Annotated in this window: 6 protein-coding genes; all 6 read right to left on the bottom strand. The window is 44.5% G+C overall.

The window, feature by feature from the left end; genetic code table 11:
* Positions 1-147: 147 nt before the first annotated feature.
* The 6 genes from BN161_RS03275 to BN161_RS03250 all read right to left on the bottom strand — a co-directional run bounded on the left by BN161_RS03275 (position 148) and on the right by BN161_RS03250 (position 16,447).
* Entirely contained in the window at positions 148-1,491 is a 1,344-nt protein-coding gene (locus BN161_RS03275; protein ID WP_044263072.1) for a BT_3987 domain-containing protein, read from the bottom strand.
* A 23-nt stretch (positions 1,492-1,514) separates the two neighbouring features.
* Positions 1,515-3,530 (bottom strand): RagB/SusD family nutrient uptake outer membrane protein, encoded by a 2,016-nt coding sequence (locus BN161_RS03270; RefSeq protein ID WP_044263070.1) that lies wholly within the window; start codon positions 3,528-3,530, stop codon positions 1,515-1,517.
* Positions 3,531-3,556: 26 nt separating this feature from the next.
* On the bottom strand, positions 3,557-6,724 hold the full coding sequence (locus BN161_RS03265; protein ID WP_044263079.1) for a SusC/RagA family TonB-linked outer membrane protein: 3,168 nt from the start codon (positions 6,722-6,724) through the stop codon (positions 3,557-3,559).
* Between the two features lie 211 nt (positions 6,725-6,935).
* Positions 6,936-9,368, bottom strand: a complete 2,433-nt coding sequence (locus tag BN161_RS03260) for a glycoside hydrolase family 2 TIM barrel-domain containing protein (RefSeq protein ID WP_044263068.1) — start codon at positions 9,366-9,368, stop codon at positions 6,936-6,938.
* Positions 9,369-9,516: 148 nt separating this feature from the next.
* Complete coding sequence (locus BN161_RS03255) at positions 9,517-12,339, bottom strand: LamG-like jellyroll fold domain-containing protein (protein WP_044263065.1); 2,823 nt, start codon at positions 12,337-12,339, stop codon at positions 9,517-9,519.
* A gap of 166 nt (positions 12,340-12,505) precedes the next feature.
* Positions 12,506-16,447 carry a hybrid sensor histidine kinase/response regulator transcription factor gene (locus BN161_RS03250; RefSeq protein ID WP_044263063.1) on the bottom strand — a complete coding sequence of 1,314 codons (3,942 nt, stop codon included), beginning with the start codon at positions 16,445-16,447 and terminating at the stop codon, positions 12,506-12,508.
* Positions 16,448-16,473 lie beyond the last annotated feature (26 nt).

The raw sequence follows: 16,473 nt of genomic DNA, 5'->3' as shown, positions 1-16,473 counted from the left end.
ATTTAATTCATTTCTTTCCGGTTATGAATATAATTCAACTCCTGATTCGCATGAATAAAAAAGAGATAGTTCGTCTCTCTCCCTTTCGAGAGAAAAGAGTCCCTATCTCTCTTTCACTATTGTTATAAATCAGTTATTGCAATCTGATTATTCCAAGCCATAGGCATAGACTTCTGACAAAGAAGCATTGGTACCTCTATAACTCTCTTCGATAGATATCTTAAAGTAACGTCCCTTCGTCAGAGTAACGCCGAATACCTGCTTATCAATTATTTTCTCCATGGCGAATCGTCCTACTTCCGTCCAATTCTCCTTGTCAGAGCTTACATAGAACTTACCAGACTTGGTATCCGTATAGCTTTCATTCTGCCTTTGCATCAAAGCAAACTGGGTGAAAGTATGTTCTGTTTTTGTATCTACGATTATTTCAAACGGGAAGCTAACCCAATTTCCTGTCTGCCATGTTGAGTGCCAGTAAGTCGCAAGATTATCATCCAATGCACATCCGGCTTTGCCGCTTGCACCTTCACCCGTCAGTTCTTCGGTATTGGCTTCTGCCGTCCAGCCCGTGCGTTCCAGTTTATGTCCCATCACACGGAAAGCCAGCGGAGATATCACCTTCGCCTCAGAAATCTCAAATTGAGAAACTTCCGCAATCTTAACGGGCAGCATATAATCACCCGGCGTCAATTGGTCACCATTTATCGTGACTTCCAGTTCCATATTCGTAGTGCCATTGGGAAGGGTTGCCATCTCCGGAACAGTATAAGTTCCTTCAGGCAGAACCTTGAAGTTAGTTCCATTATCTGCATTGTACTCTGCAATATATTCCTTATCAACTACAAATTTACATTCCAAATCCCACTTATTATCTGTATCAAGACCGAATTTTACTTTCTCCGTAAATGTAGAGACAGAACCATAATCCAACAGTTTCACTTCTACATCCGAATTGGCAAAGCCAATGGCAGGCGTAATCACTCCTGTCAGTTTCAGGAACAATTCATTCTTCTCGGCATTGATAGAGTCAGTTTCACTGGTAACCTGTAAAGGTAATACCCATACGGCTTCCGGATCAGTTTCCATGAATGCTTTAACACTCTGAGGTTTCAGGAAGATATTTACCAGCTTATACCGGTCGGCAGACGAAAAGTCCAACGTGGTTGCATCCAGTGAATAACAGTTCTCACCTATCAGCTTATAGTTCGTTCCTTCCGGTTCGCTATATTCCTTGTCAAGTTCCGCTTGCGTCAGCACACCCACTTTGACACTGGCAGTCAGACTGGGATCACTTCCGGACTTAACTACGGAAAGAGTATACTTATTATCTTCATCCGTATCATACAACGTAAGATCCTGCTTACCGCTATTATTCACATACAGTATTTTATGGTACTCTTCCGGTACCAGTTGATCCAAATCATATTTTGATTCGCTGCAGGCACCCAGTAGCACCAGGCCGCCCATCAACAATATTGTTCTTACTTTCATAAAGCTTTGTTATTAGAGATTGATTAATATCCGGGTGCCTGTACTAACTGAGGGTTACTGTAAAGCTCATCCATGTCACTTCTTGACCAAACGGGCATCAAATACAGTTTGTCATCCCACTTGAACGGTTGGTTAACCAGGGTCGGTTTGTTGAAGTCCTCAAAACTCGGATTCACACGAAGACCATCCAGACCGTAACGCATACCGGCTTTCAACATCTGAGGAGCAATTGCCCAACGACGCAGGTCATAGTAGCGGTGTCCCTCTTCGAAGAGTTCAACGAACCGTTCATTGCGCACCCAGTCAGTCAGAGTCATGCTGCCTGTTACATCACTTCCGGTCAGTTCGGAAATACCGGCACGGCGACGAATCTCATTCAGATTAGCAAGGGCTTCACCTTCATTATCCAACGCTGCATAGCATTCTGCCAGATTCAGGTAAAGCTCGGCCATACGAATCAACGGGCGACGAGGAGCTGTGTGCTGACGGGTACCATCAGCCCCAAAGTAGATATTGGGATCAATGAACTTCTTCGACAGATAACCGCTTCCAGCACAGTTACGGGTATTACTTGTGTTATATCCGTTTGTATTGGTATTCTTCAGGTTAATCCACAACGGATTGCCATTATTAATCTTCGAGCTATATTGAGTGCCGTCAAATACGATCCACGCATAGAAACGGGCTTCGCGCTTAGCGTGCATCTTGATAATGTCATTCTTCACATCTTCACCGTCCAGATTATTGGTTGCCAGAGCAGGGCTTTGAGCGCCTTCATAGAAACGGGTATACCATTCTTCTTCAGGATAGAAATTGGGGTCCTGTGCCGGCAACTTACCGTTCTCGGTATAGAAGTGCTGCGCAGAATATAATGTGGGTGCCATAGCTGCCCAACCTCCTACATAAACGCCGTTACTTCTCTTCACCACTTTGTTCGGCAAACGACAGTCCGTACCTTCACCACCATTCTGAGCGTCCAGTTCAATACGTTGTGCCCAAATAAGTTCCTTGTTATTATCGCCTTCGTTGGCAGTAACCATATATTGGAACATGCGTACACGTTCTTTGAACTCACGGTTTTCCTCAGTGTCTTCTTCACGTCCCGGGATGAAAGGAAGAGCTATTCCATCACGGTCAGCTTTCTTGTTTGCCGTTTCAATGTCAAAGAGTTGATAACCGGCTTCCTTAGCAGCAGTCAAGGCTTCCTGACAAGCAGTAAGGGCACGTGTCCATTTCTCGCGGTCGTAACTGGAACTTACCAGTTCGTTACCATAACCGTCTGTCTCATAATTCTTATTCTTCCATTCCGGATTGGGGAACGAACCGTTCCACAACGGAGAAGCAGCATACAATAATATACGGGCTTTCAAAGCCTTAGCCATAGTAGAAGTGGCACGGCCCAATTCGTTGTTAGGACGTGTTGCAGGAAGTGCACGGGCTGCATCATCCAGTTTACCCACGATAAAATTCACACAGTAATCGAAGTGTGAACGTCCGGGAAGGTCTGAACTGGTAACATTCGGGTCTACTTTCTCAGGAATAATAGGACAGGGACCGAAAGCTTGAAGCACACGGAAATGATAATAAGCCTCCAGGAAATAACATTCACCTTTGTACTCTTCTTTATCTTCTGCCGTAACTCCCACCGGTTGCAAGTCATCAATCAAGCTCAGGAAATGGTGTACATACCCCAACCAGTTATAACTGGGAATCCAAATATTCATATCATCACCTCCCCAACTATTGGAATATGCCGGAGAAATAGTTCCCCACGCCACTTGTTGCTGCCAGTTGGAGTAAGCATAAGGCTGAATAATCTCATCAGCAGACTGCTCAAAAGCATGATAATGATAAGGAGTAGAACGCGGAGTACCGCCATAGCAAGTATACAAGAAAGACAATGTAGCTTCTTCATCTTTCATGGTGTCTTTAAAATCAGCCTGTGCAGGCGGAATGACATCCAGATAATTGCATGATACCAGGCAGCAGGAAGCTATCAATACCTGCGCCATTCGGGATATTTTATATGTTAGTTTCATACTTCAATAATGTATTAGATTGTTTCTTAGAATGTAAATTGAACGCCCAGATTGAACGTGCGTGACAACGGATAAGCATTCCATGCCAATTCAGGATCCCATAATTTGAATGGGCTGAATACCGCCAGGTTATCGCCACTGAGATAGATACGGCAATAAGGCAGTCGATAACCGATCTCCAGTGTCTTGAAGCGGAGGAAGTTTCCATTGCGCAACCAGAATGTACTGGACTGAATGTTATTGGTTACATCAGCTTTGGTCAAGCCCAAACGGGGATATGCCGCATTCGGATTCGGATTGTCTACTGACCAATGGTCATCTGCAATCCACTGCATCAGATTTCGGGCCAGTGTTTCACCTTCTTCACCATCTCCACCGCCAGAAAGGAAGGGAGCGATTCCACTGTTGATCATTATCTTACGTTTAGCCGAACCATTGAAGAACACACCTAAGTCAAAGTTCTTGTAGACAATATTCAAACCGAAACCATACTGGATACGGGGATGCCAGTCATAAGATGAAATCATCACCTGGTCTTCAGTAGTAATTTGTCCGTCACCGTTTATATCACGGTATTTGATATCACCCGGCATGATGTTGGCACCCAGTTGTGATTGGTCCGGTGAGTTGGCAATTTCTTCTTCTCTTGTGAACAATCCCTCGGCAATATAACCTTTAACAGTGTTCAACGGTTTGCCGGTATTGGTTTGCCAAACATACGGATAACTGGGTTCATCCACATATTTATATTCATTCTGATTGTAGGTAAAGTTACCGCGAAGATCTAACGTCAGGTCTTTTCCAAACTGTTTCGTCCAGTTCAGGCTTAACTCGAAACCTTGGTTTTCTACTTCACCAATATTACTCCAGGGTTTTGATCCCCAATATCCCAACATAGAAGGCCAGGAAGCACGTGACATCAGGATGCGTTCACGTTTGTCATGGAAATAGTCGAATGTAATGTTCAGCTGGTTAAACAACATCATGTCGAAACCGATATCGAACTTCTTCACATGTTCCCAACCTGCGTCCTGCACCGCTAATACATAGAATCCGGGACCTTTCTTGCTGATTTCACTCGTAGGAAGTCCGGTCCAGAAGTTGTGTGCTGAGCCAATACCAATATTATTCTGATAGAGGAAGTGTGGAGCTCCACTGGCAAAGGCATCACTACCTACCAAACCGTAAGAACCTCTGATCTTGAAGTGATTGATATACTTGCTTATCGGCTCCCAGAACTTTTCAGAACTTGCTACCCAACCTGCTGACACAGCCGGGAAGAACTCAAAACGATGACCGGCAGCCAAGCGTTCGGAACCATTATAGCCAAAGTTGAACTCAACCAGATATTTACTGGCATAATCGTAAGTCACACGACCGGAATAACCTTGATTACGGTTCGGCAATACATTGTTACGGTATTCACGCATCATGTACATAGCCATTGCTGTCAGATTGTGGTCACCGAAACTACGCTTCCAGTCCAGACGGGCATCGAAGTAGAAAGTCTGGTCTGAATTACGGCCGATATCAGATTGGCTCAGGAACTGGTCACCGGTCTGCAACAGGTGATAATCAAATTCGCCGGTTTCAGGATTATAGGAACCATCTTTCACCTTATATATATTAGACTTGATACTACGATTATACGAAGTTTCCGACCAGTTCTTAAAGTTCACCAATGCTTTCAGGCTCAATCCTTTGGTAATAACACTCAAATCCTGATTCAAAGCCAATGAAGTATTCAAAGTATTGAAGTTGACTTCCTTGAAAGAACTCATCATATATTCATACGGATTGGTTCCCAAAACGCCAGGCTTAATCTCTCCACCGCCAAAACGGATGAAACCGTCATCACCCTCCTGCTGTGGGAAGTAAGCGGGAAATTCCACCGGATTTGCGCGCATGACCCTCTTGTACAAGTCATTGCCTATATTATAGTTAGGACCTTGCAGATTACCGATCTGTGCCATCATGCGCAAATCAATGGTAGTGGTATTGGTCAGTTTATAGGAGATGTTGTTCTGAAAATTATATTGCCACTGGTTGATATTGGGATTATAGAAGTAATCCGGTGCATCGAGGAGACCTGTATCATGGTTAGCCTGGAGGCTCATATAGTAAGTTACACGCGAACCACCACCCGATACATTCACATTGGCACGTTGGTTATAATTACCCGAACGAAATATCTGGTCAAACCAGTCCACATCAGGATATACATAAGGATTAGTACCCAATTCCGTATTCAAGATCTGGTCTTCACTATACTTGGGAGAAGTGATCGGAGTCAAACTTCTGGCCTGTTCCGCTTCATTGTAAGCCCGCATATAGGTAGCGCCATCAGCAAATTTCGGCACATTTGTCGGACGGAAGTATGAAGCTTCCAATGAAACATTGATAGTAGCTTTCGTATTCTCCTGCCCCTTCTTGGTAGTTACCAGCATTACACCGTTTGCACCGCGGTTACCGTAGATAGCAGTTGCCGAAGCATCTTTCAATAAAGAAAAGCTTTCGATGGATTCTGCCGGGATACGGTTCAGGTCGGCAGAGGAAATTTCAATGCCATCCAGCAGAATCAACGGAGTAGCCACGCCACCGAATGTATTGATACCACGGATATAAAATTCCGAAGTAGAACCCGGCTCACCACTGTTCACCATGGATACTACACCGGCAAGTTTACCGGCAAGTGAACTGGTCAATGAAGAAGAAGGTGCTTTTAATGTAGCTCCCTTCACTGTAGCAATGGCACCTGTCACAGATACTTTCTTCTGTGTACCCTGACCTACAATCACGACCTCATCCAACATTTCATTATCCGACGCAAGCTTCACGGTCATCACACCCAGGTCACCTACCATCAGTGTCTGTGTTTTGTAGCCGATATAAGAGAATATCAGCTCTGTTTTGCTGGTCACAGAAATCTGGAACTTACCATCAATGTCGGTAATGGTACCTCCATCTTCACCTTGCACTTTCACATTTACACCAATCAAAGTCTCTCCGGTAGAGGAGTCAACTACAGTTCCTACCAAAGTACGTTTCTGCGGTGTTGTACTTTGAGTCGTTATTTGCACTGAAGAATTATCCGATTCCGCAAAGGCAGAAGAGGGATAATTGCAAATAAAACCAGTGCAAACGAGCAGGCCGGCAAGGACTCTCCGATTGTTTCTTACTAATACTGATTTCATCATCTTACTAGATTAAAGTTAAAAAATTAAGTTAGCTTCTTTTATTATCTTTTTCGATATTTATCTTGTTTTATAGCGCATGTATATGATAATATCTGCGGCAGAAAAAATCGCATAAACCCTGCAAAGATAACATACAAGAAAATGTATACCTAAGTACTTATGCAGGTTTATGCCAGTTTCTTCGCAAAACTTATCTTACTATCGCTTTTTAGTAGGTTGTTATTACTATGGAAGCATCTTCCAACCCTTTTGCAGAGACTTTCACCTGTATGTCGCCTTTTTCTCCATCAGGCTGAACGATGGCAATGGCCTTTCCCCGGAATGTATTGGGAGTAAGTGAACGGAAACTTTCCATATCGGCATAGGCTGCATTTCCACCTGCTATGACAGTTCCTTTGCCCGTACATTCGATTTTGACAGGCAGAGAAGTTTCGGGAACTACGTTTCCATTCTTGTCCACCAGCTCAATCTTGACGTAGGAAAGATCATTCTTGCAAGCCTTTATTTTACTACGGTCGGCAATCAAACGGATAGCCGCAGGTTCTCCGGCAGTCTTTAATACGAATTCCTCCTTACCTTTTGAATTCACTGCTTTCAAAGTTCCCGGTTCATAGGGCACATCGAAGGTAGCTGTGTAGTTCTCTTTACCCGTTTCTTTTTCTCCGATAAGCTTGTCGTTCAGATAGAGTTTCACTTTCGGAGAACGGCTGTATACGTTTACTTTCATCACTTTTCCTTCGCAACCCGTCCAATTCCAACTCACCAACTCATTGGGCCAGCCCCAACCGTTCACCACCTCTTTCTTGCCTTCGGGAACAGGGGCATGGACTGCCATAGTAATGGGACGCTCGCGCCACAATACATCACGATAGTAAGATTGAGGTTTCTTGTCGCCGCAAAGGTCAATATCACCGCACCAACCATTATACCAAGGCCAACCCATAAACTGCGTATCATGCTCGCCCTCGTTCAGATACAAGGCATGAGCTAATCCGGCTTCACCCAGATAGTCAATAGCTGTCCACACAAAATCACCTATTACATAAGAATGCTTTTCTACTAAGTTCCAGTTTTGAGCAGCTTCTTTCGGATAAGACTCACTACCATAGATTACACGATCGGGATAGGCAGCATGATCGCTCTCATATTTCCACCAGATATAATTGTAGCCTGCCACATCCAGATTCTTGAAGATCCGGTAGGAATCTTTGTCCCAACTAAACTGGCGTCTGTCCCAGAAGTCATTGGAACCGATGGTTGTGAAACGGGATGTATCGTACTTGCGGACGGTATTCACCAGTCTTTTGGAAATCAAGTCTCCCTCAGGTTCATCAGCACGTTGCTCCACCTCGTTACCGATACTCCACATAATGATAGAGGGATGATTCCGGTCACGACGAACAGATGCAGCCAAATCCCAGTCGCTCCACTCATCAAAGAACTGATGATAGTCCTGCTCGCGTTTAGCTTTCTGCCATTGGTCGAAGGTTTCATGAATCACCAGCATGCCCAATCTGTCGCAAGCGTCAAGGAAATACTCGGACACTTGGTTGTGGGCACATCTGACGGCATTGTAGCCGTTAGCCTTCATCAGTTCCACTTTCCGTTCTTCGGCACGGTCGATGGCAGCGGCTCCCAAAAGTCCGTTATCGTGATGTACGCAACCACCTTTCAGCTTCATCGACTTACCATTCAGCAGAAAGCCTTTCTCAGCAGAAAAAGAAAGGGTGCGGATACCAAAAGGAACAGATATCTTATCATACTCCTTTCCGTCTGAGGAAAGGGATACTTCCGCTGTATAAAGTACAGGGGTATCTATTGACCATAACTCAGGCTTTTTAAGAGAAAAAGACGTTGCCACCGGGGTTCCTTCAGAGAGCATCACGACCTGTGAAGTAGAAAACACTTCGTTTCCGGCAGGCGAATATATTTTAATACCTATTTTGCCTGATTGATTTTGCAAGCCCTCGTTATGTACAATAGTAGAGAACTGAATCACAGCTTCCTTCTTCTGAAGTTCGGAAGCGTTGACGAAAGTATCCCATTTATCCAGATAGAGTTTATTTGTCTTGATCAGCCATACATGGCGAAAGATACCCGAACCGGCATACCAGCGACTGTTACGTCCGGCGTTCACCACTTTCATGGCAATCACGTTCGGAGTACCGGGAGCATTCAGATAAGGAGTGATGTCTACACGATAAGAGGTATATCCATAAACATTATAATTAGCTTTCTTACCATTGATCCATAGCTCGGACTGATTGTATACTCCTTCAAAATAGAGAACAATACGTTTATCGGCATCGCTTCCTGCAAGAGTGAGTTCTTTTCTGTACCAACCTTCACCACCAACGGTCTGTCCCGTATCGATGTCACCTTCGCTCATGCGAGAGAAAGGACCGGTAGTAATGCCTTGTTTTTGAAAAGACAATGGTTCAACGCTCCAGTCATGGGGAAGATCAAGAACTCTCCAATGACTATCATTATATTCCGGTTGTTCGGCATTGGCTACGATGCCTAAATGAAATTTCCAGTTACTGTCAAAAAGAGTCTTCCGGTCAGATGCATGAAGCGCAGCGTCCGGCAATAATGTGAATAACATCACACAAGAAAGAAGTAATTTGCTTACTGTTCTCATAATATTAATATGATCTAAGTTTAATTATCCAAGGGCAAAGCAAGTGATATTTAATTAGAAGATAGGCACAAAAACAGGTTATCGAAGGGGCAAAATCCTTTCATGAAACGTTTTTATACCCTGATGAAAGGATTTTATACCCCACTTATTAATGCCTCACTGCAAACTTACGTGTAACTGACCGGTTGTTATCAACAAGCCTCAACAGATATAGACCGGTAGGGAGTCCGGATACATCCAGCATAGTAACACCGGAACCAGCCGCCTCATGAGAAAGTACCGGAACTCCCTGCATATTATAAATACTGAGAGATACTCTACCCGATGGCTGGGCAGGTGTATAAGTAACCTGTAGTTTCTGATCGGCAGGCAAAGGGCCGATAAACAATTCATCATCGGAAATCTGCAGAGTAATGATACCTACCGATTCCCCCTGGGCTACTTTCTTTATATCCTCTGCTGATAACTCATAATTATAAACTCTGAAATCATCGATACTTCCTTTAAACATCGGATCGGATACAAACTGACTACGACCGATATAGTTCAGACAGGGACGGATATCCATCGGACGGATAGTAATATCCCCGGATGAAACAGCCAGTTCTCCATTCACATAAATCCGTACCTCCGCTTCTCCGATAGTTAATGCCAAATGTACCCAATTGTCAATGCGTATGGGGGAAGGCAAGACGGTTTCCAGAGCCTGTTCTTCCGCACCGTTTTTCATTGCAAAACGAAGAGACTGTATATTGGAACTATAAGTAAGGAACATATATTGATCTTCACCACTACCAAAGTCGAAGACACGTTGCCAGTCTGCACCACCATCCCACTTCACCCAAGTAGAAACTGTCAGATTCTGATGATTGGCAATATCCGTGGGTAATTGCAGAAATTCCGTTGAGCCGTTAAGTTGTACAGCTTTGTTTATTTTTCCATCAGTAAACGTTGCTTTTTTCAGGGATGCACCATGATTCAAATTTTCCGTCTCGTCCAGTAAATCTCCATCAAAAGCATAATGTGCTACTAAGGCATGCACATCAGTAATAGTGACAGTTACTTCCTGTGACTTCGGCGAACTGTTCAGACAATTATCATTGGCTTTCACCGTGTAATAATAGTTCTTCCCCGCTAAGGCCTTATGATCTACAAAACTGGTTTCTTTTACATTACGCGCAATGATCTCGTAAGCTCCACCGGATGTTTCGGAACGTAGCACAGTGTATTCTGTAGCATCGGATTGTTTGTTCCACTTCAACAAAACAGATGCAGATTGCCCTTCCGTCGTCAGTCCGGTTGGAGTAGCTAAAGATTTGATTTCAATTTTAGAAGCCGGGGCAGGTACCAGACGCCATTGCAGCCGTTCATCATTACTTCCTTTTTTCGTACCTTGCTGCACATTGAAAGCGTCCTCTCCTTCTTCCAAATACAAAGCACTGTGGCGACTACGGATATAAAACCATCCATCTCCGGCATACTCCAATGCCCACTGCTGATTGCTGCCATTACTGGCACCATAGATGGCGATATTCCCACCGTCCTCCAACGACCAATTCCAGATGTCGAATGACATCCCATTTATGGGAGACGTAATACAGAAATAGCTGAAATCTCCACCGATACGGCTGGAAACCGGACGGACATACCAACGCTGATAAGCCTTGGAAGCGTCAAACTTTCCGGTCTTCACGTTGGTGCCCTCCGCCGTGTTGCCCTGGGTTATTTCAACTGCCCGCTGAGTACTCCGGTTTATCAGTACATACTGTCCGTCTATCACCGGCTGAATATCTTCTCCCCAAGTAATATTGACCACCCGTTCGGCATTCTGCTGTTCTTTGTCCTGATAAGAAATTCCTCCGGGCATTTCCAAATAGAACTCACGCTGCGGACCATATCCGTCATAGAATACATCCTTCTCTTTGGATACAAAACGATAGGTTGTCGTTTTAGCCTGACGTTCCGAAACGCCTCCAAAAGCCTGAACCTTACTGCCATCTTTAGACCGATAGACAGAAGCTGCCGTCCAATTAGGACGATGTTCAGCATATGCCAGCCGTTCTCCACCCCGGCTAATCTTGCAGAATTCACCACGGGCATACTCCGCACTTCCCCACCAGATACCGGTCTGCAACCCATATTCCAGACCCACCATCGCCTCCATCACGTTGTGCATCTCATCATTCATCGCCATTTTTCCATCCTTGCGAACCGTCTCGTAGAAATCAGCGTAACCATTGAATTCACCGGCAAGCTGATGGGTATTTCCCTCATCAAGTTGCTCTTTGAGGTAGTTATACCACGGCAGTGCTTCATCACAATTCAGAGTATTTCCCCCACAAATCCGAATATTCTCGAAACGGGGATTCGCTCTCAACTCCACAGCAATCTTATAGAAATCCGCTTTAGTGCCTTGTCCTGTATAGGTATAATCCGGTTCATTGAATGGAGCCACTGAAATCACCTCGTATCCTGCATCCTGAAAATAACGAGTATGCAAATCCATCATCTGAGCCCAAGCCTGGGCGTTACCTTTATAAGAATCGTCAATCTTAGGGTGATCGCTATTTATAGCTAACTTGGGTTTAGGAGAGACAAAGTCCAGTAAACCAAGTCGTGTTTGTATATGTTCTTTCTGATCAGCTCCCAAATCTCCATCCACAATGGGATCAGTGGGGCGAAAAGAAACGCGCACTATATCTACTGTTTCCATAAATCCCTGGCCACGGCGGATATTTCCCTCATCTTCCCAAGCCGTATCCAATCCCCATTCCACAGGGCGGACTACTCCTTGTTCACTGAGGCGGAAAGGTACAATGCGGTCAGCAGCAGGTTGTGCCGTTATCTGGTCACTTGCGGCATTTGTCTGGGCAGACAAAGAAGAGAATCCGGCGCCTAATGCTAATACAGTAAGTAATAGTACTGATTTGTTTCCGGATGATTTTCCATGACGGATACTGAGGTTCTTCATAACTATGTTTGATTTAAGTTTGGGTATCTGACAACAAATCAACTCATATCTTATGAAAAAGAAGGTACAGAAATCATTTATAGAAGGGGAGAGATTCTGTCATGACCCGAATTTACCCCTTGATAACAGGATTTTACCCCTGTATGTAGCATCTATATACTAAAAATTAAGGGGTGTTTTTCTGAAGATATTCACTCGGCGTCACACCGAATTCATCCTTGAAGCACCGGGTGAAGTATTTGGGGCTGTTGAATCCTACAGCATACGCCACCTCGGATATAGTATGCGAGCGGCTGAACAACATCATGCAGGCACGCTTCATCTTAATATTCCGTATAAAGTCCAAAGGAGTCATTCCCGTCATCGATTTTATCTTACGGTAAAGGGTAGACTTAGACATATTCTTCTCCGCAGCCAACTGTTCCAGATCGAATTCAGACTCTTCCAGGTGTTGTTCGATGCTACTGATGATGGATTGCAGGAACTGCTTATCCGCCGAGGGATAGGCCAGACTTTCCAGATTCAGGTTCTCTTCTTTGCGGAAGGCCGCCTGACGCATCTTCGAAGATCGGATAAGGTTATCCACCCGGGCAAAAAGTATCTTCAACTCAAAAGGCTTGGCTATATATCCGTCGGCGCCCGCTTCATAGCTGGCAACACGGTCCTCAATACCATTCTTAGCCGTAAGTATGATGACAGGTATATGATTGAAACGCAAATCACCCTTCATACGCGCACAAAGTTCCCAACCATTGGCATCGGGCAACATGACATCACAAATGACGACATCCACCTCATTATCCTTCAACTTATCCCAGGCTTGTTGCCCGTCTGCGGCTGTCAGTACAGTATATCGTTCCCTGAACATCTCTTTCATAACGAACAGCAATTCCGTATTGTCGTCAATCAACAAGATAGCCGGTTTATCCACCTCATCAGACGAAGCATAATCTTCCATGGGCACATCATCCGTACCGGTCTGCAACACCATCGTCTCGTCAAGCAATTCATCCGGAGAGTAGCTTTCTTTGTCAACAGGCAGCTTTACAGTGAAGCAGGAACCTTGTCCTAAAACGCTTTCCACGGTGATAAGGCCATGATGCAAGGTTATCAGATCTTTCGTTAGCGAGAGGCCGATTCCGTTCGACTCGATTCCCCGGTTCTTCTTACTGTTATAGAAACGGATGAATATCTGTTCCAGTTCTTTCTCAGAAATACCAATGCCCTCATCCTCCACTTTCAACACCAATATCCGATGTTCCGCTTCATTCACTACCCGTACATCAACAGTAATACGCCTGTTCTCAGGAGTATACTTCATGGCATTGGACAGCAAATTATGCAATATCTTATCCAGCTTATCAAAATCCACATAGCCATGTGCTTCCTCCGCTTCAAAACGAGTATCCAGCGTGATATTCTTCTTCAATGCGAGCGGTTGGAAGTTTACCTGGCAGATGTTCAGGACAAACTCACGGATATCTCCTTCCGAAACGTTCAGTTTCAGTTTCCCCACATCCATCTTGCGGAAATCAAGCACTTGCTGTATCAGTCGCTTCAACTTCTCCGCGTTAGCCTTGAGCATAACGGACTGTTGTCGCACGGCAGGAACCTTCTGATCCAGATAATCCGATATACAGGATATGACGGTAAGCGGTGTCAGCAACTCATGGGAAACATTGGTGAAGTAAGTCAACTTGGTGCGCGTCAGTTCTTCCTGCAATCTCACTTCACTCTTCAGTTTAATGCGACGCATATAAAGCCGGATTACCACATAGAAACACAATCCGATGAGAATGACATAAACAAGATATGCAAACCAGGTTTCATAGAATGCCGGCTCTTTCACAATGGTCAGCAACACTTCGCCTTCAGTCCACTTACCCCGCTCATATTCCAACTTCAAACGGAGTTTATACGTTCCCTTCGGCAGGTGGTTATAGAAGACGGAATTTCTGTTGTTATCCGAATAGATCCAATAATGATCCACCCCCTCCAACTGATACGCTATGCGACATCCCGCATTCAGCGAATACAAAAGCGAAGAAAAGAAAATCTCGATATTCCGGTCATCCGGACCAAGGAAAATCTTATGTATCGTATTCTCTCCCGAGGCTTCCGCATTACCGAAGAAGATACTTTTGTCTTCAACTTTGACATCTGTGATATGCAAGCTCGCAGGAGCCCTGTTCACCGCCGATGCATTACCGGGACGAATATGTATGAATCCGCGATGTCCGCCTACATAGAGTCCGCCCCAACCGTCCAGACTGATAGCCTTATACCTGAAAACATCTACCATAATGTTATCATCAACAGTAGAATAGTGCAGAAAAGTCTGCGAATCAATATTATATTGAAGTACTTTCTTATTGGTGATAATCCACACACTGTTCTTATCGGAAAGTAATCCTAATACAGTACAGTCATCTATCTCATTATCGAGCGATACATTTTCAAACTTATGCATCGTTTCGTCAGACCGCAGTATTCTTCCCAAAGTAGTGTTCAGCCACAGCCGTCCTTTCCGGTCAATGCAGACACTGTTCACTTCTTCCTTTTCCAGAAGAGAAGAAACACTGCCTTTCAGTTCACAGGTAATCCGCCCGTCGGCACAACTCAGCCGATAGATTTTGCTCTCGTGAGACAACCCTAAAACTTCTCCCTTTACATCATTGAACAGGGAAGTCATTACCGGAACGTCACTACCCGAAGCTACCAAGTCATCTTTATCAGGACGTTTCACGTTTATATCCGTCCACCGGGATATCCACAGATTGCCGACCTTATCCTCAAGTAGCCCTGTAACTCCGCCTATATTGATGTCTTCTTCTATCTGCACCTTCATGTTCCGTTGCGTCAGTCTCATCACATGGGGAGTCCGGCTTGAATTAACCCAGACACCGGGTTTATGAAGAGATCTGATAATGGCATTAATCTCACCCACACCTGTACCGACAAACGCATCCCGTGAGAAATCGTACATGCACAATTCGTACCTGTCCTGCCTGAACCACATGATACTGTCACTTCCCTGACAGAGATTCATGACATTAGCATCCCATCCCATCTCTTCCTTCAATTGAGGAAGAAGGTAATTGTCTATGTTCGAATTATCAAAAAAGATGGTATACGCCATATCATACGAAGGTAGCCACAGATTACCCTCCCTGTCTTTGCATATCCGGGTGTACATCATGTGTGTATCAACCAGATGGTCTATATCCACCTTTTCCAGTGTCCCTGCATCCGTGTATTTAAACGCATGGAGCCCGGCATACGAAAGCATCCAAAGATAACCAAACGTATCATCCTGTTCTATACTGAAAAGAATGGATTCAACGTCGGTTTCTTTATTGTTTGAAGCAGCTATATTATGTTTCTTATAGTGTCCTCCTTTCTGTGCAGAGGGAAAGAATTGCCACAAACCTTCCCCCCACGTACCGATCCAGTAATTACCGGAATTATCCTGATGCATAATATATGCGGTATGTCCGTTACCCAATGGCGGATAACGGAAAAAAGAATCGGCTTCGGGCTCATATCTGAATATACCCCTTGATCCCACTGCCCAAAGTTGCTTTTGCTGGTCTGCGTAGATATTACTGATGGCATATCCCTCCTGAAGACCTCCAACCTCATACTCCTTTATAATATGCGCGGTAGAATCGCACCGGTATATCATTCCACCGGCACTGATCCAGACATACCCTTCTTTATCGACTGTTATGGCATCCACCACCTTGTTCAGAAGCCGTGCATCTGAGAAAGGAGTAATCCGACAGGTCTGCTTATTATACAGGTTCAGCCCTTTCCATGTACCGATCCATACATACAGATCATTATCATTGATAGCAGTAATTCCATTGTCAGTCAGCAGATTCTGATTTTTATAGTCTGTACGGAATGTATTTAACTGATAGCCGTCATAGCGTGCCAGACCATTCGTGGTACCTATCCAGAAGTACCCTTCCCTATCCTGATGAATACTGAAAATCTCATTGGAAGAGAGTTGGTTGAAGAATGGAAATTGTCTGGAGAACATGTGCTGTGCGCTTACGGACAGTTCTCCAATAAATAAAAGTATATAAAAGAACAGGTACCTCATAGCATTATGACTGGTTGTGAGAGCAA

This window comes from Bacteroides timonensis (assembly GCF_000513195.1).
GTDB lineage: Bacteria > Bacteroidota > Bacteroidia > Bacteroidales > Bacteroidaceae > Bacteroides > Bacteroides timonensis.
The sequence above is the reverse complement of the archived record's forward strand: the minus strand, read 5'-3'. Positions and strand labels throughout refer to the sequence as shown.

Coding starts and splice junctions, on each gene's coding strand:
- BN161_RS03275 (WP_044263072.1), bottom strand. CDS start 1,491: ATGAAAGTAAGAACAATATTGTTGATGGGCGGCCTGGTGCTACTGGGT.
- BN161_RS03270 (WP_044263070.1), bottom strand. CDS start 3,530: ATGAAACTAACATATAAAATATCCCGAATGGCGCAGGTATTGATAGCT.
- BN161_RS03265 (WP_044263079.1), bottom strand. CDS start 6,724: ATGAAATCAGTATTAGTAAGAAACAATCGGAGAGTCCTTGCCGGCCTG.
- BN161_RS03260 (WP_044263068.1), bottom strand. CDS start 9,368: ATGAGAACAGTAAGCAAATTACTTCTTTCTTGTGTGATGTTATTCACA.
- BN161_RS03255 (WP_044263065.1), bottom strand. CDS start 12,339: ATGAAGAACCTCAGTATCCGTCATGGAAAATCATCCGGAAACAAATCA.
- BN161_RS03250 (WP_044263063.1), bottom strand. CDS start 16,447: ATGAGGTACCTGTTCTTTTATATACTTTTATTTATTGGAGAACTGTCC.